The 20,683-nt window shown below is 36.5% G+C and carries 16 protein-coding genes; all 16 read left to right on the forward strand.

Features of this window, described 5'->3' with window-relative positions:
- Positions 1–6 precede the first annotated feature (6 nt).
- The 16 genes from rseP to AAA071_RS01440 all read left to right on the forward strand — a co-directional run bounded on the left by rseP (position 7) and on the right by AAA071_RS01440 (position 20,682).
- On the forward strand, positions 7–1,023 hold the full coding sequence (gene rseP / locus AAA071_RS01365; RefSeq protein ID WP_077708387.1) for an RIP metalloprotease RseP: 1,017 nt from the start codon (positions 7–9) through the stop codon (positions 1,021–1,023).
- Positions 1,024–1,041: 18 nt separating this feature from the next.
- Complete coding sequence (gene ispG, locus AAA071_RS01370; protein WP_195213232.1) at positions 1,042–2,127, forward strand: flavodoxin-dependent (E)-4-hydroxy-3-methylbut-2-enyl-diphosphate synthase; 1,086 nt, start codon at positions 1,042–1,044, stop codon at positions 2,125–2,127.
- Entirely contained in the window at positions 2,121–3,839 is a 1,719-nt protein-coding gene (locus AAA071_RS01375; protein WP_008600855.1) for a proline--tRNA ligase, read from the forward strand. The genes ispG and AAA071_RS01375 overlap by 7 nt, the downstream gene beginning before the upstream one ends.
- Positions 3,840–3,955: 116 nt before the next feature.
- Positions 3,956–4,783, forward strand: coding sequence for a PHP domain-containing protein (locus tag AAA071_RS01380; RefSeq protein ID WP_004695708.1), 828 nt, complete (start codon positions 3,956–3,958; stop codon positions 4,781–4,783).
- 15 nt (positions 4,784–4,798) lie between these two features.
- Complete coding sequence (locus tag AAA071_RS01385; RefSeq protein WP_004695710.1) at positions 4,799–5,674, forward strand: Asp23/Gls24 family envelope stress response protein; 876 nt, start codon at positions 4,799–4,801, stop codon at positions 5,672–5,674.
- 8 nt (positions 5,675–5,682) lie between these two features.
- Entirely contained in the window at positions 5,683–6,996 is a 1,314-nt protein-coding gene (miaB, locus tag AAA071_RS01390; protein WP_004697437.1) for a tRNA (N6-isopentenyl adenosine(37)-C2)-methylthiotransferase MiaB, read from the forward strand.
- Positions 6,997–7,224: 228 nt separating this feature from the next.
- Complete coding sequence (locus AAA071_RS01395) at positions 7,225–8,025, forward strand: class I SAM-dependent methyltransferase (RefSeq protein WP_004697379.1); 801 nt, start codon at positions 7,225–7,227, stop codon at positions 8,023–8,025.
- Positions 8,026–8,051: 26 nt separating this feature from the next.
- Entirely contained in the window at positions 8,052–10,685 is a 2,634-nt protein-coding gene (mutS, locus tag AAA071_RS01400; protein ID WP_004697306.1) for a DNA mismatch repair protein MutS, read from the forward strand.
- Complete coding sequence (gene mutL / locus AAA071_RS01405; protein ID WP_349234004.1) at positions 10,685–12,736, forward strand: DNA mismatch repair endonuclease MutL; 2,052 nt, start codon at positions 10,685–10,687, stop codon at positions 12,734–12,736. The genes mutS and mutL overlap by 1 nt, the downstream gene beginning before the upstream one ends.
- Before the next feature lies 1 nt (position 12,737).
- Positions 12,738–13,550 carry a class I SAM-dependent methyltransferase gene (locus AAA071_RS01410; protein ID WP_024061694.1) on the forward strand — a complete coding sequence of 271 codons (813 nt, stop codon included), beginning with the start codon at positions 12,738–12,740 and terminating at the stop codon, positions 13,548–13,550.
- Complete coding sequence (gene miaA / locus AAA071_RS01415) at positions 13,547–14,476, forward strand: tRNA (adenosine(37)-N6)-dimethylallyltransferase MiaA (protein WP_060919776.1); 930 nt, start codon at positions 13,547–13,549, stop codon at positions 14,474–14,476. Before AAA071_RS01410 ends, miaA begins: the two co-directional genes overlap by 4 nt.
- Entirely contained in the window at positions 14,473–15,711 is a 1,239-nt protein-coding gene (locus AAA071_RS01420; protein ID WP_279007858.1) for a methionine gamma-lyase family protein, read from the forward strand. Before miaA ends, AAA071_RS01420 begins: the two co-directional genes overlap by 4 nt.
- Before the next feature lie 198 nt (positions 15,712–15,909).
- On the forward strand, positions 15,910–16,971 hold the full coding sequence (gene mnmA, locus AAA071_RS01425; protein WP_039964943.1) for a tRNA 2-thiouridine(34) synthase MnmA: 1,062 nt from the start codon (positions 15,910–15,912) through the stop codon (positions 16,969–16,971).
- 38 nt (positions 16,972–17,009) lie between these two features.
- A complete protein-coding gene (gene lepA / locus AAA071_RS01430) occupies positions 17,010–18,809 on the forward strand; it encodes a translation elongation factor 4 (protein WP_008600869.1) in 1,800 nt (599 codons plus the stop codon).
- A gap of 4 nt (positions 18,810–18,813) precedes the next feature.
- Positions 18,814–19,998 (forward strand): radical SAM family heme chaperone HemW, encoded by a 1,185-nt coding sequence (gene hemW, locus AAA071_RS01435; RefSeq protein ID WP_008600870.1) that lies wholly within the window; start codon positions 18,814–18,816, stop codon positions 19,996–19,998.
- Between the two features lie 81 nt (positions 19,999–20,079).
- Positions 20,080–20,682 (forward strand): nitrite/sulfite reductase domain-containing protein, encoded by a 603-nt coding sequence (locus tag AAA071_RS01440; protein WP_004697060.1) that lies wholly within the window; start codon positions 20,080–20,082, stop codon positions 20,680–20,682.
- Position 20,683: the final 1 nt, after the last annotated feature.

Genomic DNA, 20,683 nt, shown 5'->3' on the forward strand with positions numbered 1-20,683 from the left:
GAATATATGATTACGGCATTAGCCACAATATTTGTATTTGGTTTAATCGTGTTTATTCATGAATTAGGCCATTTTATTACAGCTAAGATGTCAGGTATGCAAGTTGATGAATTTGCTATAGGTTTTGGTCCAGCTATATTTAAAGTACAAAAAGGGGAAACTTTATATTCTATTCGTATAATTCCTCTTGGAGGATTTAATCGTATTGCTGGTATGACACCTGACGAGCCTCTTAATGAGCGCTCCTTTTATAATAAACCTGCGTGGAAAAAATTTATTGTTATTTCTGCAGGGGCTGTATTTAACTTTATATTAGCCATTGTACTTTTCTTTGGCCTAAATGTGACTGTAGGAAATCTTACATATACAAATGAACCTGTAATTGGTAACATTATTGCGGGTAGTTCTGCAGAGCAGGCTCATTTAGAAGCTAACGATAGAATTATTACGATTGATGGTAAAAAAATTAGTACTTGGGATGATATTCGTCCTAGTTTACAAGGCACAGCAAACCATGGTGTAACTGTTGTTGTAGAGCGTGAAGGAAAAACTATAGAGACTACGGTAATACCTAAAATGGAACAAGATAGTCCTAAGATTGGCATCTACCCTAGCTTTACTCGTGAAACTTATAGTATTGGTGAATCTTTGAGCCTTGCTGTTAGTCGGACGGGGCAAACTATTGTTGCTATGGTCAGTGGGATTTATGATATGATTCGTGGCACACAAGCAGCCGAATTATCTGGTCCAGTAGGAATTTCCCAAATGGCAGGTACTATTGCACAATCAGGATTTGCACCACTATTAAGTTTTGCTGCATTCCTTAGTATTAACTTAGGGGTTATTAATCTTTTACCATTACCTGTTTTAGATGGTGGTCACTTGATTATTATCTTGGCGGAAGCTATAACAGGCCGTAGATTACCTGCTAAAGCTCTTATGTATATACAAATGGTTGGGGTTGCCTTAATGGTAGCATTATTCTTATATGTAACAACGCAGGATATTTTCCGTTTACTATAAGACAGATGGGAGATTACAATGATTGTACGTAAACCAACAAATGGTATCTATGTAGGTACAGTTAAAATCGGCGATTATGCACCGGTAAGTATTCAATCTATGATTACTACGGATCCAGTACATACAGAGAAGGCAATTGCAGAAATTAATCATTTAGCAGAGGCTGGTTGTGAACTGGTTCGTGTCGCCGTTCCTACAATGGCATCTGCAAAGGCTTTAAAGGCTGTTAGAGCGGGCATTTCAATTCCTTTGATCGCCGATATTCACTTTGATTATAGATTAGCTTTAGAAGCTATTGAAAATAATGTTGATGGATTGCGCATTAATCCAGGAAATATTGGTGGTGAAGATAAGGTTTTAGCCGTTATTGAAAAGGCAAAACCTAAACAAATCCCAATTCGCATTGGTGTTAATGCAGGCTCTTTACCAAAGCATATTCTCGATGCTCATGGAGGACATCCTACAGCGGATGGTATGGTTGAAACAGCTTTAGAACACGTAAGAATTTTAGAAAAACTCGATTATCGTCAAATGAAATTATCCATTAAAGCCACGGAAGTACCTCTAATGGTGGAAGCATATCGTAAGTTATCTGATAAGATTCCTTATCCGTTACATTTAGGGGTAACAGAAGCTGGTACTATTAAACAAGGCACTATTAAATCTGCTATGGGGATTGGTGCATTATTGCTCGATGGCATTGGTGATACATTACGGGTATCCTTAACTGGAGATCCAATTCACGAAATTGAAGTAGGTAGAAGTATTTTAAGTAACTTAGGATTAAGAAATTTTGGGGCCACTATGATATCTTGTCCTACATGTGGTCGTTGCCAAGTAAATTTATTTGATATGGCTGGTATTGTAGAAGAACGTCTAGCATCCATAAAAGCGCCTATTAAGGTTGCCGTTATGGGGTGTGTTGTAAATGGTCCAGGGGAAGCGCGTGAGGCCGACTTTGGTATTGCTGGTGGTGATGGTCAAGGTATTATTTTCCGTAAAGGGAAAGTTATTAAGACTGTACCAGAAGCCGAATTAGTAGATACATTGTTTAGAGAAATTGACCAATATTTAGAAAATTTAGATGAGGAGTCTTTATGTTAGCCACTAAATTATATGCACCTACATTGCGTGAGGTTCCATCTGACGCTGATGTAGTAAGCCAACAGCTTATGCTTCGCGCTGGTTTTATGCGTAAAACTGCAAATGGTTTATATAGTTTTTTACCATTAGGTTGGAGAAGTATTAAAAAGATTGAAGCTATTGTACGTGAAGAAATGGATCGTGCTAGTGCTCAAGAAATTATGATGCCAATTTTACAGCCTGCAGAAATTTGGAAAGAGTCTGGCCGTTGGAACGCATATGGCGCAGAAATGATGCGTATCAATGATCGTCATGATAATGAGTTTTGTCTAGGACCAACACATGAAGAGATGATTACAACCCTCGTTAAAAATGAGATTAACTCATATCGTCAATTACCAGTCAACTTATATCAAATTCAAAGTAAATTCCGTGATGAGCGTCGTCCACGTTATGGCTTGATGCGTAGCCGTGAATTCATTATGAAAGATGCTTATTCTTTTGATGTAGATGAAGCGGGTTTAGATGAATCCTATAAATCTATGTACGATGCATATACACGTATTTTTACACGTTGTGGTCTTACATTCCGCCCAGTAGAGGCTGATAGTGGTGCAATCGGTGGTAGTGGTACGCATGAGTTCATGGCCATTGCCGAAGCTGGTGAAGCTGATATCGTATATTGTACTAAGTGTGATTATGCAGCTAACATTGAAATCGGCAAGCCTGGTATCATGAAGCAAGACGAAGAAGTTCTTCATGAGTTATCTGTTGTGGATACACCAAATGCAAGTTCTATTGAAGCTGTGGCAGACATGTTAAATTTACCATTACATAAAACTATCAAAGCGGTAGTATTTTCTATTGATGGTAAAGTGGTATTAGCCATTGTTCGTGGTGACCATGAAGTAAATGAAGTCGCTGTACAACATGCCGTTCTTGGTGCTGTAGAGCCTGAGATGGCCACCCCTGAAGAATTGGAAAAAGTAGGTTTAATAGCTGGTTTCATCAGTCCTATTGGTTTAAAACAAACAGAAGAATTTGCTATTGTTGTTGATGAATCTGTTATGGAAACTTACAATGTTTGTGGTGGCGCTAATAAAAAAGATGCTCACTACGTTAATATCAATCCAAAACGGGACTTTAATGTAGAAGATATTATTGTTGCTCCAATTCGTTTAATCACGAAGGACGATGTGTGTCCTAAATGTGGGGGTGCTTTAGAACATGCTAAAGGCATCGAAGTGGGTCAAGTATTTAAATTGGGTACAAAGTATTCTGAAGCATTACAAGCTACATTCTTAGATCAAAATGGTCGTCCTAATCCAATGATTATGGGTTGCTATGGTATCGGTGTATCTCGTACACTAGCTGCTGCTATTGAGCAATATCACGATGAAAATGGTATTATTTGGCCACGTTCTATCGCTCCATTTGAAGCAGTTATTGTTCCAATTAATGCAAAAGACGAAGCATTAATGTCTACTAGTCAAACTATTTATACTGCATTACAAAATGCTGGTGTAGATGTATTGTTAGATGATCGTAAAGATCGTGCAGGTGTTAAGTTCAAAGATGCTGATTTGATTGGTTATCCACTTCGCATTACAGTAAGTAAAAATACTCTTGAGAATAACGAAGTAGAAATTCAAATCCGTAAGTCTGGAGAAGCTCTTCCATGTGCTATTGATTCTGTATCTGATAAAGTAACAGAATTGCTTCAAAACTTATAATAGAATTGCGATTCTAGTGAATGTTCATTAGGGTCGCAATTTTTCTTTCTAAACTTGAATTAATAGATTAAATAAGTCATAATTAAATGATAGAATATTTGGAATGGAGGTGCTATATGCTTGTAGATTTTCATATGCATTCCATCTTTTCAGATGGTGTTGAAACACCTAAAGATCTATTGCAACATGCCATAGACTGTAATGTATCTATGATGGCTTTAACCGATCATGATGAAATAGACGGCATTCAAGCATTGCGTGCTGCTCAAAAGAAGTTAGATCCTAATGAATCTATTAAAATCGTAAATGGCTGTGAATTTAGTGCTGATTATAAAGATAAGTCAATTCATATTTTAGGATATTGTTTTGATGAAAATAATAAAGATTTAATCGATTTTATTACGTTTTTTAAAGGAAAACGTGAAGAACGTATCGATGAAATTATCCGTCGTTGTAATAATGAAGGATATTATATTACAAAAGAAGAGCTCATTAAACAATTTCCTGATACTAAAGCTTATGGTCGCCCACATATTGGTAAACTTTTAATTGATGGTGGTTATGCCAAGGATATTAATGATGTATTTAAAGGTATTCTTCGAAAAGATAGTCCTTGCTATGTTCCTAAGGTAAAAGTAGAGGTTCCTTATATTATTGATATTATACATAAAGCTGGAGGACTTGCTGTTATGGCTCATCCTAAATTGGTTACTAGTGATGAATATGTGTTGGAAATGTTAAATTATGATTTTGATGGTATGGAGGTATATCACTCAAAGCATAATGATGATGATGTGGAGCGATATAAAGAATTCGCTAAAAAGCATAAGCTATTTATTACTGGTGGTTCTGATTACCATGGTATTGTAGGCAAGAAACCTGATAGATTTGGTGATTACTTAGTATCTGGTAAGGATGTATCAGAATTTATTAGTTTGTTATAAATGACGAGGTAGGCTATGGAAGTCGTTGCTTTTGTAGGTAGTAGTGGCACAGGTAAAAGTCATCGTGCCCTCGTAGTTGCTCATGAAAATAAAATTGAATGTATCATCGATGATGGTATTTTGATTCATGATAATAAAATTGTAGCTGGCTTTTCTGCAAAAAAAGAGTCTAGTCGTTTAAAAGCTGTTCGTCGTGCTATTTTTCAAGACGAAGTACAAGTTAAATCCGTACGAGAACAATTAGATAAGATTAAACCTAATAAGCTTATGATTATCGGCACTTCTGATAATATGGTTAAGAAGATTACTAAAGCTTTAGGCTTACAAGAACCTGATCGATATATTCGTATAGAAGATGTTGCAACACCTAAGGAAATTGAAAAGGCACAACATGCACGTCTTAAAGAGGGTAAACATATAATTCCTGTGCCGACTATGGAATTAAAGCCACACTTTAGGGGGTATTTGATTGATCCAATCAAAACCATGTGGCGCCGCAGGACTTTGAAAAAACAAGATCAAGATACCTTAGGTCAAATTGGTTCTGAAGGATTTGAACGTTCTGTTGTACGGCCTGCTTTTAGCTACTATGGTCGACTCACTTTTGACGATGAAGTAATTATTAAATTGATTAGAAATGGGTTAAAAAAAGTAGCTGGTGTCGATGAGACCAGTATAATTTCTTTTAAAAAAAGCGACAAAGGTCAAAACGGTCTTGTTGTTGATATGGCTGTAGTTATTGAACATGGATATCCTGTTAAACCGTTGATGCAACAGGTACAAAAATCTGTTCGCAATGAAATTGAATATATTACCGGCATGTCTATTGAACGCATGTCCATTAAAGTTAAGAATATTATTGAAACAAAACGTAAGATTGTTAAAGTGTAGGAGTTAGAATGAAGTCTTATTATATTTACACCTATGGTTGTCAAATGAATACCGCCGACTCTGAGCGATTATCGCATCAGCTGGAATCTGTTGGGTATATACCAACAGAGAATGTTGAAACTGCAGATTTAATTCTGCTAAATACTTGTGCAGTGCGTGAAAATGCAGAAACTAAAGTTTATGGGCGTATAGGTGAGCTAAAAAGACTAAAACGTAATAATAAAAACTTGATTATCGCCGTCACAGGATGTATGGCTCAAAAAAATCAAGCAGAAATGTTTAAACGAGCTCCTCATATTGATATTGTATTGGGTACTCATAATATTCAACATATTAACGAGATGATTGAAGAAGTACAACATGGACATACGCATCAAATCAGCGTAGATATGGATAACTCTGTATTGCCTGAATTAGAGGCAAAACCAAATGGCTCTTTTTATGCATGGGTACCTATTATGAATGGCTGTAATAAATTTTGCACCTATTGTATTGTTCCCCATGTACGTGGTAGAGAGATTAGCCGTCCTGTAGAGGCCATTGTTAAAGAGGTTACAGACCTAGGGGTTAAAGGATTTAAAGAGATCACTTTATTGGGGCAAAATGTAAACTCTTATGGCCTAGATTTTAAAGATGGTACAGATTTTGGTACATTAATTGATGCTCTTGATGGTATTCCTGGTATAGAACGTATTCGCTATATGACAAGTCATCCTCAAGATATGAGTAAGTCTATGATTGATGCTCTTGGTAGGTCATCCAATATTGTGACGCATTTACATTTACCTATTCAATCTGGTTCCAATCGTATTTTAAAGAAAATGAATCGTCATTACACGGTAGAGCATTATAAAGAATTACTTTCTTATTGCCGTGAAAAAATAAAAGATGTGGTGGTGACTACGGATATTATTGTAGGTTTCCCAGGAGAAACTGAGGAAGATTTTCAAGCTACATTACAATTATTAAAAGATGTGCGCTATGACATGGCGTATACGTTTATCTACTCTAAGCGATCTGGAACGCCAGCAGCAACTATGGATGATCAAATTCCAGAAGAGATTAAGCGCGTTCGCTTACAAACATTGATGGATGTACAAAATGAAATCTCTTATGAATTAAATAAACCTATGGAAGGACAAGTATTTGATATTATTGTAGAGGGACCAAGTCCTCGTGATGAAGACATGTGGTTCGGTCGTACATCTGGTAATAAAATGGTTTTATTCCCTAAGGATGACTCCCTATCAATTGGTCAAACTGTACCAGCTCATATCGATAAAGCTCAAACATGGGTTTGTTATGGTAGTATTGTAAAATAAACTATTAGAATCAAAAAGAACTCGTCACTATTATGTTAACTCTACGGTTAGAATTTTTATCTAAAATTAGTTTGCTAAACATGTGGTGGCGATGTTCTTTTTTACCATAGATGCTGATTAGAAATCATATGTGTTATAATAATAAAATAATATAAAAGTTGTATATTGAAGACATTCATAGGTATGAACACCATTTACATTTTGTATTTTTACAAAGAAGGTGTAACTATGAAACTTGATTTAAACGCTGTAGGCGAAACGGCATTATTGACACTATATGCAAGAGCGAAAGATTATGAGTCAGATCAATCTGTATTAAAGGATCAGAAATCCTGGGATATTTTAAAGCATATTGATTATGATTTTGATCAATTTAAAGATGTTAAGATGTCTTATTATGGAATTTTAGGACGAGCAAAAGTAATCGATGAAGAGATACGAAACTTTATATCTCTATATCCAGATTGTATCGTCGTATCATTAGGTGCCGGTTTAGATACTATGTTTTATCGAGTCGACAACGGTTATATTGATTGGTATAATATCGATTTTGCCGGAGTGATTGAAGCACGTACACAATTTTTTGAGCCTCATGAACGAGTCCATAATTTAGTGAGTTCTATAACTGATGAATTGTGGACTAAAAATATTGAGATAAATGGACGAAAACTACTGCTTGTTAGTGAAGGTGTAGTTATGTATCTTACATTGGATGAAATGAAGCAGTTTTTAGGCTTGCTGACTGATTCTTTTGAAGAGTTTACGTTATATCTTGATATGATTTCTCCATATGTGGCGAAACGCACTAAACAACATGATATGCTTAGTAAAATGAATGTTTCTTTTCAGTGGGGAACTAAGGACGGTCATGAAATTGTAGTTATGAATCCTAAGCTTAAACAGACTGGATTGATTAATTTTACAGGAAGTATGTTGTCCTTAGCACCTATTGTTTATAAATTATTATACCCGTTTATATATTTGTTTAATAATCGTATGGGAATATACGAATATAAGCGGAATCTGTGATATGACTCATAATATATGAGGTGAATATGAGTAAAAAGCAAACACCTATGATGGAGCAGTATTTAGATATTAAATCTAGATACTCTGAAGAATTATTGTTCTTTCGATTAGGTGATTTTTATGAATTATTTAATGAGGATGCTTTAGTCGCATCACGTGAACTTAATATTACCTTAACAGGTCGTCCTACAGGAGATGAGGAACGCACACCGATGTGTGGCGTTCCTTTTCATGCGGCTGAAAGCTACATAGAAACGCTTGTAAAAAAAGGATATAAAGTTGCTATCTGTGAACAACTAGAAGATCCTAAAGCAGTTAAAGGCATTGTTAAGCGCGATGTCATTAAAGTTGTTACTCCTGGTACAGTGATGACAGAAAATGGTAACGATGCACGGTCAAATAACTTTTTATCATTATTTTATATGGTAAAAGATACGTGGATTCTTGTGTTTTCTGATGTATCTACAGGGGAAGTTATTTGGCACCGCATTACTGATTGTGAAAAACGCAGTGATATGTACGATGCACTCAGCATGTATAGACCAAGTGAAATCATATTGCCTGAAGGAACGATATTACCGCAAGATATTCAGGATTTTATTGAAAATCAATTTAGTAATGTCGTATTTTCTCCTTTTTCTACATACTATACACAACGTGAAGTAGCTGAAAAAGCTGTAACTCATTTCGGTGATTTAGGCCTTATGGAAGAGGATGTATGGGAAGCATTAGGTTATATGCTTTTATATTTAGAGGATATCATTAAATCTGAAATTTCTCATATCAACTATGTACATCAATTAAGTGTAGGTAATCGCCTTATTCTTGATACATCTTCTTTGCGGCACCTTGAAATTACTCATAATTTACGCGATGGTGGACAAAAAGGTACTTTACTGGATGTACTAGATCGTACGTTGACACCAATGGGGGCACGCCTTTTAAAACAATGGCTTGAAAGTCCATTAACTGATATAAATCAAATACAACGTCGTCAAGCAGCCGTTTCAGAACTTATTACACGCGGTGCTGAACGTTCTCATATTCGTAACTTTTTAGATTGTATTTACGATTTTGAACGCATCGTTGGTCGTGTTGAAACCGGATCTGTGTCTCCCAGAGATTTAACGGCTCTTCGTGAGTCATTAGCAGTTCTACCTGATATTAAGAATGTATTAGGTACATGTTCAAGTCTAGCTTTAACATCTATTAATGAGCGCATGCAAGATCATAAAGATATTTATGACTTATTATGTCGAGCTATTGCAGAGCAACCAGCGTTGACATTAAAAGACGGTCGTGTTATTAAAGATGGATTTAATGCTGATTTAGATGAGCTACGTTCTTTAGCGACTAATAGCGAGCAATGGCTTGCTAAGATGGAAGCGGATATTAAAGAAGCTACAGGGCTTTCAAAAATTAAGACTGGTTACAATAAAGTGTTTGGTTACTATTTCGAGGTATCCCATAGTAAATCAGAACAAGTACCAGACTATTTCATACGAAAACAAACCCTGGCCAATGCTGAACGCTATATTACGCCTGAGTTAAAAGAGTTTGAAATTAAAATTCTCAGCGCAAAAGATAAAATCATCGCTTTAGAGCACGAACTATATCAACAATTGCGTAATGATATTAAACTCGTTATCAAAGATGTGCAAGAAACGGCTCGTGCTCTTGCAGACCTTGATGTATTATGCTCATTAGCATTAGTTGGATACGAAGAAAACTATATTTGTCCAACTATTGTGATGAATGGTCAAATCAATATTCGTGATGGTCGTCATCCTGTTATTGAAAAGTTCTTAAAACGTGAGGTATTCGTACCAAATGATATCGTTTTAAATCATGATGAAGAAGAATTTTTACTCATTACAGGCCCTAATATGGCAGGTAAATCTACTTACATGCGTCAAGCGGCTATCTTAATGATTATGGCACAGATTGGTTCCTTTATCCCTGCTCGTGAAGCGTCTATCTCACCTGTGGATCGTATTTTTACACGTGTCGGTGCTAGCGACGATATTTCTACTGGTCAAAGCACGTTCATGGTAGAAATGAAAGAGGTAGCGTATATTTTAGAAAATGCTACTCATAATAGTTTAATTATTCTCGATGAAATTGGTCGGGGTACGAGTACCTTTGATGGTTTGAGTATCGCACAAGCCGTAGTGGAACATATTTGTAAGCACATTCATAGCAAGACTTTATTTGCAACGCACTACCATGAATTGATTTGCTTAGAAGAAAGCTATAGTAAATTAAAAAATTATACCGTTGCAGTTAAAGAAAAAGGGAAAGATGTTGCTTTCTTGCGTCGTATCATTAAAGGTGGTGCAGATCGCAGTTATGGTATCCATGTTGCCAGACTGGCGGGCCTACCTAACTCTGTATTAAAACGAGCTGAAGTGATTTTAGAATCCTTGGAAGATCAAAGTCATGATGCAAGTGACTTAAATAATCGAGTTATGGGTGCTCAACTTACTAATGTGGCAAAACCAGCGGTTAAGCAAGTTAGTGATTCTCCACTAGGCAATTTATTTACCCATTCCGTAGTAGATAGCTTACTGGAAGTCGATGTAATGAGCATGACTCCAATTGAAGCATTAAATAAATTATATGAACTACAAGAGGAGGCTCGTAAAGGAGGCGGGAAATAATGGCAACCATTCACGTATTGGATGAAACGACAATCAATAAGATAGCTGCCGGTGAAGTCGTTGAACGTCCCGCATCAGTTATTAAAGAGCTCATTGAAAACTCTATTGATGCGTCTGCCACTAATATTGAGGTTGAAATTGGTGAAGGCGGTGTGGCCTATATGCGGATTACTGATAATGGTATCGGTATGACGGAGGAAGATGCTCGCTTGGCGATTCTACGTCATGCAACCTCTAAAATTCAACAAGTAGAGGACCTCTTTGATATTGCGTCCCTAGGCTTCCGTGGGGAGGCTTTGGCTAGTATTGCCTCTGTATCTCATTTCTCTTTGACTACTCGTAAAGCAGACTCTGATTTGGGGACTCGTATTACTGTTGATGGCGGCACTTTTACCGATTGCATTCCTTATGGTGCGGCACCTGGTACAACTATCGAAATTAAAGATTTATTTTATAATACGCCGGCTCGTCGTAAATTCTTAAAAACGGAGCGTACAGAAGCCTCTAAAATTCAAGATATTGTAGGGAAATTAGCTCTAAGTAATCCACATATTTCTTTTAAGCTTATCATAGATGATCGGGTAGCTATTATCACACCAGGAAATGGCGATATTAGTGATACTGTAGCTGCGCTATATGGATATAAAACCAAAGATGATATTTTTACTGTTGCTTATGAAAGTGATTCTATCTATATCGATGGCGTAGTGAGTAAGCCCACACTTCTTAAAAGTACAAGGATATGGCAGACCATTATCGTCAATAATCGCGTGATTTCTGATAAAACCATAATGAAGGCTATCGATAATGCATACCATGCACTATTGCCGAAAAATGGTCATCCTTTAGTGGTACTAAATATTACTGTGCCTGCGAGAATGGTTGATATAAACGTACATCCTCGCAAGAGTGAAGTTAAATTCTCAGATGATAAGATTATATTTAAAGCCGTATATCACGGTATCTTAAATGCTTTAAATAATCCACTCCATGAGAGATACGAACGAGAGTCATCATCTTATATGACTGGTACAGTTGCTAACATATCCGATAAATATGGTAATGATATTGCTAGTAATAGTAATAGTAATAGTGATATTAAGAATTTTAGTTCTAATAGTACATTCTTAGCTGGTAATACTACTTATGATTCTTATCAAGTACCTACTGTTGTACACGATTCAATGCAGTCTGCTGAACATATAGCAACAGCTATAGATTATGATAAGGTTTTTGGTGGACGCCGTACAAAAGGCTATGAAGTCATGCGCGGTGAAACTTCGCAGTTTGTGGAAAACCTTAAAACAAAGGGGTATACACCACCTGCACCTAAGGCTACTTATGAACAATCCTCTTTTGTAGATAAAAGTTTTGAAGCTGTTCCTACTGCTTACACTAGTTATACTTCGGAAGATGTAGAGATGTTTAAATCCTTGTCTCACGATATTCGTAACGAAGAGATAGAAGATCGTACAATTCAAAACTCGGGCTTTTTACCAATGGGTCAAGTTGCATCTTGTTATATATTAGCTAAAAAAGGTGATGATCTATATATCATAGATCAACATGCTGCACATGAGCGTGTGCGTTATGATAAGTTGTGTAAGTCTTCTGAATCGATTCCTATGCAATCTATTTTGGTTCCTCAGTATAGTGAGGCCACAGATGATGAAATGAATTTAGTAGAGGAAGAACGAGAAACATTACTTGATCTTGGATTTGATGTAGAGTTAGGTGGTCCTACTAAGATAAAATTAGTAGGGGCTCCAGTAGATTTAGTAGAGTCAAAAGCATTTGAAATTCTGCAATATATATTCTCTTACTTACATGATCATCAACAGCCTACTAAGGCCCAATTACGACATGAAATGTTAGCTTATGCATCTTGTAGAGGGGCCATCAAGGCAGGTCATAATTTAAATATGTATCAAATGACTACCTTAATTGAGGACTTATTTAGTACCGAAAAACCATATGTATGTCCTCATGGTCGTCCTACGATTATCAAATTTACACCTGATGAATTAGGTAAATTATTCTTACGGTCTTAATATGAATATATTAACTACAGCTCAAAAATCTAATGAGGCCATTCAAGAGGAAGCCAAAGCTTTGGCTTCCTCTATGCATATGGCCTATATAAAAAGAGGAAAATTATCTATACCAGCATTATTTAATGCTCATCCATGTGATTTTATTGCTGTTCTTTCTGGTAATGGCTTAACTATTCATTTTCCTGATAATCAGCAACATAGCTTTCATTTATCCATGGCTCAATTACGTATACTACGTTTGCAACGTGGAGAAGGAGATTATTTAATTAATGCTGTTCAGAAAATACTAAGTACTAATGAAATAACTGATAAAGAAGAATTTTCGTTTCTTGATTGTACAATTGGTCTTGGTAGTGACAGTATCGTCGTGAGCTATGCTTTTCTTCAGGCTAAAATAAAAGGTCTAGAAGGTTCTTTACCTATATGGCTTGCCACATCTTATGGTTTAGCTCATTATTCGCATAATGTGAAAAGTGTGACGGACGCATTACGTCGTATTGAGGTAAGTTATGATACCTTTGAAAACTATGTACCTAATCTACCAGATGAAAGTATAGATATTATTTATTTTGATCCTATGTTTGAGGTCCCTGTAGAGGATAGTCCTCAATTTAAACCACTTCGTGGACATACTGTGGAAAGTCGTATTGATGATAAAATTATGGAGGAAGCTATGCGTGTTGCCTCTTATGGTGTTATCATTAAAGAACGACCATTTAGTTCTGTCTTTCAGAAATATCCACCTCACCAATGGGTGGGGGGGAAATATAGCCGTATAGGTTATGGAGTATATATGAAGGAGTTATTGTGAATCCCTTAATAACCATCGTTGGACCTACTGCGGTAGGCAAAACAGATCTTACCTTGGACTTAGCAGAACAGCTACATGCTGAGGTTATTTCTGGTGATGCTTACCAGGTTTATAAACAATTCAATATTGGTACCGCTAAACCATCGGTGGATGAACTTAATCGGGTGAAACATCATCTCATCGATATACTGGAACCCAATGATTCATATTCGGTATCTATTTTTCAAGATCAAGCTAAAGAAATAATTGCAAGATTAAAAGATAGAAATATTCTTCCTATTCTGTCTGGTGGTACAGGACTGTATGTCCAATCATTATTGGAGAACTACAACTTTAATGATGTTAAACCTGACGAATATTTGCGAGCAGAACTTGATGAGCTCTATAGTACAAAAGGTATTGAAGGCTTACGAGACTATGCTTTCACATTAGGTAAAGAGCATAATATAGAGATACAATATAGCGACAAACATCGTTTGTATCGAGCTATTGAGATATTGCATCATGGTGATGTAGATTCGTTGCGAAATCAGACAAAAGATGGTGTATCCTATAAAGGGCCTGTCATCGGTCTCATGAGAGATCGTGATAAATTATATGAACGTATCAATTTACGCGTTGATATGATGTTTGATGTGGGTTTAATTGAAGAGGTGGAACAACTCATAAAATCTGGAGTGAATCCAGATTGCCAAGCTTTTAAAGGTATTGGCTATAAAGAGGTTGTAGACTATATAAATGGCAATATAACATTAGATGAGTGTCGTGACTTAATTAAGAAGAATACACGTCACTTTGCTAAGCGCCAAATTACATGGTATAAACGTATGCCATATATAGAATGGATACATATTGATAGCAATACATCTAAAGATTTTATATTTAATAAAGCTATGGATTTAATCCGTAGAGAAGGATTAGCATGACATTAGAAGAAATACGTAGTAAAGCCCTAGAAATGGCTGAACCAGAATTTAAGAAATTTGAACCTATTGCATTGGCCAATACAAAAAAAGTATTAGAAGCCTTTAAGGAATGCCAAGTATCTGATTATCATTTCACTGGTACTACTGGTTATGGATATAACGACGTAGGGCGTGAGAAATTAGATGAAGTATTTGCCTATGTATTTAAAGGTGAAAAGGCTATCGTTCGTCCTCATTTTGTTTCTGGTACACATGCGTTAGCTACTACATTAATTTCTTTGATGGGAAATGGCTCTAAAGGGACAGAGTTTATCTATGCCGTAGGGGCTCCTTATGATACGATGCAATCTGTTATCGGTGCCGCTCGTGAAGTACGTGGTTCTTTAGTAGAAAAAGGCTTTACCTATACTGAGGTACCATTGAAAGATAATACTTATGATGTTGAAGCTATTGCTAACGCTGTTAACGATAATACGCGGGTAGTAGTCATTCAACGGTCTAGAGGCTATAGCACTCGTGAACCTTTATCTATTGCAGATATTAAGATTATTGTAGATGCTGTAAAAGCTAAAAATTCTAAAACGATTTGTTTCGTAGATAATTGTTACGGTGAATTTACAGAGCTGCAAGAACCATTAGAAGCTGGTGCTGATATTATGGCTGGCTCTCTCATTAAAAATGCAGGTGGCGGTTTAGCACCAACTGGTGGTTATATTGTTGGTAGAGAAAACCTTGTAGAGGATGCAGCGTATCAATTGACAGCTCCTGGACTTGGCGATCATATGGGTTCATATGCTCCTGGTTATCGCTTGTTCTTCCAAGGTTTATTTATGGCACCTCACGTAGTATTACAAGCTCTTAAAGGTGCTGTATATACGGCTGCTGTAGGTGAGTTACTAGGCTATGATGTATTCCCTAAGGTAAATGCTGATCGCTATGATTTGATTCAAGCCATTAATCTGAAAAATGGGGAAGAAATGGAGCATTTCTGTGTAGGTATGCAAGCCTATTCTCCTGTAGATGCTCACGTACATCCTATTCCTGGGGATATGCCTGGGTACGAAGATAAAATCATCATGGCTGGTGGTACCTTTGTACAAGGTTCCTCTATTGAACTCAGTGCCGATGGTCCTATACGTCCACCATATACAATTTTCATGCAGGGTGGCCTAGTATTTGAACATTCCATGCTTGGTATTTTAGGAGCTGCTGAAGAACTATTAAAACATAGATAATATTTAGAATCTCTTTCTTTTGTGAAAGGGATTCTTTTTATTTCAAATCTTTTCAATATACCTATTTCTAGGCTATAATATAAGTTGCTATAATTTTATAGCAATACTACTCGGACTTTTACACCGAACTAGTGTTTTACACGTCAGGCTTTCACCCTGATTAGTTTTATGATCAAGAGATCATTAAAAGGAGAAAGTATGGAAAAAGTTATCGCTGTAGCTATGAGTGGCGGCGTAGACAGTTCTTTAACTGCTGCAATGCTATTAAAACAAGGCTATAAAGTATTTGGTATTACCCTATGGTTATGGGTGAGTGGTACGCCCTATGATGAGGTGCCTCTTGCCGTAACTGATGCTAAGAAGATGTGTGATTTTCTTGGTATCGAGCATCATGTTATCGATGCTCGTGATGTATTCTACGAAAACGTAGTAGATTACTTTGTAAAAGAATATGCCTATGGTCGTACGCCAAATCCTTGTGTATTTTGTAACAAGAACATCAAGTTTGACTTGATGCTCAATCGTGCTCTTGAATTAGGTGCCACACATATGGTAACTGGTCATTATGCACAAGTAAATTATAATGAAAAAACAGGTCTATATGAGTTACATAAAGGTGTTGATCCTACAAAAGACCAAAGTTATGTTATGTACAATATGAACCAACGTATTTTGAGTCATCTTATGTTCCCATTAGGTGGTCAATGTAAGACTGAAACACGTAAATTAGCTGCTGAATATGATTTGCCAGTCGCTAAAAAACCAGATAGTGTAGATATTTGTTTCTTGCCTCATGGGAATTATCAAAAGCTTGTGGTAGAAGAAATGAAGGGTAAGCCAGAGTCTGGTAATATCGTTACCGAAGATGGTGAGGTATTAGGTAAGCACAACGGCTTATTTAATTATACGATTGGTCAACGTAAAGGCCTTGGTATTGCTTATAAACACCCTTTATATGTTATTGGATTTAATGGGGATCGTAATGAGGTCATCGTGGGTCCTAACGAACATCTCTTTACAAATCGCATGATTTGTAAGTTCTATAACTTCTTAGATGATACAATTCATAAGGAATTGAAGGCAGAAGGAAAAATTCGCTATGCAGCTAATCCTTCTCCTTGCACAGCACGTATCCTCGATGACGATACAATGGAGGTTATTTTTGAAGAACCACAACGGGCTATTACCCCAGGTCAGTCTGTAGCCTTTTATAATGGCACTCAATTATTGGGAGGTGCTGTTATCGATCACGTATGTTAGAAAGGAGAATGCAAGTTCTTTGAACTTGTTTACATGGTATGTCAACGAAAAAGATTCGAAACTTCTGTATTATAGCTCATATCGACCATGGTAAATCAACCATTGCTGATAGATTAATTGAATATACTGGTACATTACAAAAACGTGAAATGGAGGCTCAAGTTTTGGACTCCATGGACCTTGAACGTGAACGCGGCATTACTATTAAAGCGCAATCTGTTCGTATTTTGTATAAAGCTCAAGATGGTGAAGAATATATTTTGAATCTCATCGATACTCCGGGCCACGTCGATTTCAGCTATGAAGTATCTCGTTCTCTTGCCGCTTGTGAAGGGGCATTACTTGTTGTTGATGCTGCTCAAGGTGTAGAAGCACAAACGTTGGCAAATGTATATCTCGCTTTAGAACATGATCTTGAAATCATTCCTGTTATTAACAAGATTGATTTGCCGTCAGCAGATCCTGATCGTGTTAAACAAGAAATTGAAGATATTATTGGTTTAGACGCATCTGATGCTGTATTATGCTCTGCCAAATCAGGTATCGGTATTCCTGATATTTTAGAAGCTATTGTAAATAAAGTTCCTGCACCACCAGATAAATCTGATGAGCCAACAAGAGCCTTGATTTTTGATAGCCGTTTTGATGCGTATAAAGGTGCTATTGCCTATGTCCGTGTAAAAGAAGGGTCCATAAAAGCAAAAGATATAATTCGCATGATGCATGATAAAAAGGACTTTGATGTTACAGAACTCGGTATTTTTACTCCAAATCTTGTACCTGTGCAAGAATTACCATGTGGCTCAGTAGGTTGTATTGCAGCTAGCATCAAAAATGTAAAAGATTGCCATGTAGGCGATACTGTAACATTAGCTAATAATCCTGCATCAGAACCATTGCCTGGTTATCGTAAGGCTGTATCTATGGTGTACTGTGGCCTTTACCCAACAGAGTCTAAAGATTATGAAAACCTTCGGGATGCATTAGAAAAGTTACAGCTTAATGATGCTGCCTTAGAATATGAAGCAGAAACATCATTGGCATTGGGCTTTGGTTTCCGTTGTGGGTTTCTCGGTCTTTTGCATATGGACGTAATTCAAGAACGTTTAGAACGTGAATATAACTTGACGCTTATTACGACGGCTCCATCGGTAAATTACAAAGTGTACAAAACAAATGGGGAAATGCTCGAAGTCGATAATCCAGCTAAATTACCACCTCCAACAGAAATTGATTACATTGAAGAGCCTTATGTAAAGGCGACTACAATTGTACCTAAAGATTTTGTTGGTACTATCATGGAATTATCTCAAGATAAACGCGGTGAATATCAATCTATGGAATATTTGGATGAAACACGCGTATCTGTCGTTTATCACTTGCCATTGAGTGAAATCATTTATGATTACTTTGATAAATTAAAATCTGCTACAAAGGGGTATGCATCTCTTGACTACGAATTGATTGGATATAAACAATCTCCAATGGTTAAGATGGATATTCTCTTAAATGGTGATCCTGTAGATGCATTGTCCATTATTGTACACAAGGACCGTGCAGCTACACGTGGACGTGCATTAGCTGAGAAATTGAAAGAATTGATTCCTCGTCAAATGTTTGAAATTCCAATTCAAGCGGCGGTAGGTACAAAAATTGTGGCTCGTGAAACTGTAAAAGCTTGGCGTAAGGACGTTTTGGCAAAATGTTACGGTGGTGATATTTCTCGTAAGCGTAAATTACTTGAAAAACAAAAAGCCGGTAAGAAACGCATGAAGTCCGTCGGTTCCGTAGAGATCCCGCAAGAAGCATTCATGGCGATTCTCAAGGTTGAGGACTAATAAAATGAAAACAGATTCTGATATTCTGAATCTGTCTACACTGAGGGATATGGGGCTGTATGTCCATATCCCTTTTTGTAAACAGAAATGTATGTATTGTGATTTTCCTGCTTATCAAAATTTACAAGATTATTACGAAACCTATGTATATGCTTTAGTTCAAGAAATCGATTTATGGGTCTCTGAACATCCAGAGTCTACATCTAAAGCTATTGATACAATTTATTTTGGTGGAGGTACGCCTACAGAATTATCGATTCAACAACTACAGATGATTCTTGATAAAATTAAAAATACTTTTACAATTACTGACGATTGTCATATGACTATTGAATCGAATCCTGGGGAAGTAAATTTACATTACTTAACGAAATTAGTTAAACTTGGTTTTAATCGTATTAGCTTTGGTGTTCAAACATTTGACGATAAGTTGCTTACCATGCTTCATCGTAGTCACAACGGAGAACAGGCAAAACAAGCCGTTTATGATGCTAAAGAGGCGGGCTTTACTGATATCAATATTGATTTGATTTATGGTTTGCCACGACAAACATTAGAGGATATTCAATATAATTTAGATATTGTAAAAGACTTACCGATTAATCATATTTCAACGTATGGACTTCAAGTTGAGGTAGGAACGTATCTATATCATTTAGTACAAAAGAACCTTATTTCTATTCCTAGTGAAACCATTGATGAATCCATGTATGACATGATGATGGACGGATTAAAAGCTTTAGGCTTTGAACGATATGAGATTTCAAATTTCGCCAAGACTAATTCCTATAGCCGTCATAATTTAAAATATTGGCACTATGTAGATTATTTAGGCTTTGGTGCTGGTGCTCATTCCTTCTATGACGGAGTACGCCGTAGTAATAATCGTAATGTAATGCCCTATATACAATCCGTTGACAGATATATTATGCCTACTATTGATACGGAGACGATTACTTTAGAGCGAGCTCAAGAGGATTTTTGCTTTTTAGCTCTTCGCACTAAATGGGGCCTTGATGAGCGAAAATTTGAAGATAAATTTGGCGTATCTGTCCATAATTTATTTGGTACTACTTTAGAGGATTTAGTTAGTAAAGATCTATTAGAATATCAAAGTGGAAGTTATCATTTAACCGCTGAAGGTGCCAAGCATGGAAACTATGTATTTAGTCAATTTATTCGTGAGTAATTTCTCACAGTTTCTCAAAATCTAATATGTTAGTATAAATAGGATGATGATGAATAAGCATGCTAGATTTGAGGAGGAACGATGAAGACATCTGTAATATTACACGGTTTACATAATGAATTTACTTTAGATCAAATGAAAGCATGCATAGAACTTGCTGAAAAATATGGCGGATCCTTTCGCCATGTTGTAACAGGTATACAAATTACAGGTATTGAAAAAGATGATAAGGAACAGCTAATTTCTGAATTGCCTGATGGCGTGACAACTGTTATTCATAGAGGTGTTAATTCCTTAATTGCCTGTGTAGGTAAAGGCCATTGTAAAAATGGACAAATGGAAACTAAAGAATTGGCTGATTATGTAGAGAGAAAACACTACGGCCGAAAAACATCTCATAAGTGCAAGATTGGCATCAGTGGATGTGGACGTAACTGCCCTGATGCGATGGTGAAAGATATTGCTTTTATTGGTACATCTCAAGGTTTTATGTTGGCTGTTGGCGGTAATACAGGCATGAGACCAGAAGCAGGAAAAATTTTAGCAAGAAAACTAACTATTGAGCAATCTAAAAAAGCTGTAGACATTTTGATTGATTGGTATGCGGAACATGGGGAACCTCGTGAACGTATGGGACAATTGTTAGAACGACTTGGTAATCCATTAGAAGGTGTAGAACTATAAA

It is taken from the genome of Veillonella parvula, assembly GCF_040097785.1.
Taxonomy (GTDB): Bacteria; Bacillota; Negativicutes; order Veillonellales; family Veillonellaceae; genus Veillonella; species Veillonella parvula_D.